General features: G+C 66.1%; 1 pseudogene. It reads right to left on the bottom strand.

Annotated features, from left to right (window positions below):
• Positions 1-434: pseudogene (locus I6F36_RS38905) on the bottom strand (hypothetical protein); the annotation flags it as partial.

The raw sequence follows: 434 nt of genomic DNA, 5'->3' as shown, positions 1-434 counted from the left end.
CGCGATGTCTTCGTCGGTGGCGTGCTGGTCTGCGCCGAGCCAGCCGCGCTCCACGGCGATGCTGCGGATGCGCTCGAGCGCCAGGCCGCGGCCGTCATCGCACAGGGTGATCTGCAGCATGCCCTGGTCAACGCCCAATTCGATGTCGATCGTGCCGGAAGCTGGCTTGCCCTGAGCGATACGCTCTTCGGCGGGTTCAATGCCATGGTCGATAGAGTTGCGCAGCAGGTGCATGAACACGTTCTGCAGGATGCCGCGGGCCTCGGTGCGCACGCGGTAGCCGTTATCGTCGATGCGCACGGCCACGGGCTCCTTGCCCAGCTCCTGCGCCAGCGACGGCAGCGATTGCAGCGTGCCCGACAACAGCGCGTCCACCGTCTCGCTGCCGAGCAGGCGCAGCAGTTGATAGACCGAATCGCGCATCACCACGAGTT

This window comes from Bradyrhizobium sp. BRP19 (assembly GCF_020194195.1).
In the GTDB taxonomy this organism is placed as follows: Bacteria; Pseudomonadota; Alphaproteobacteria; order Rhizobiales; family Xanthobacteraceae; genus Bradyrhizobium; species Bradyrhizobium yuanmingense.
This window is presented reverse-complemented; position numbering and strand designations above follow the sequence as displayed.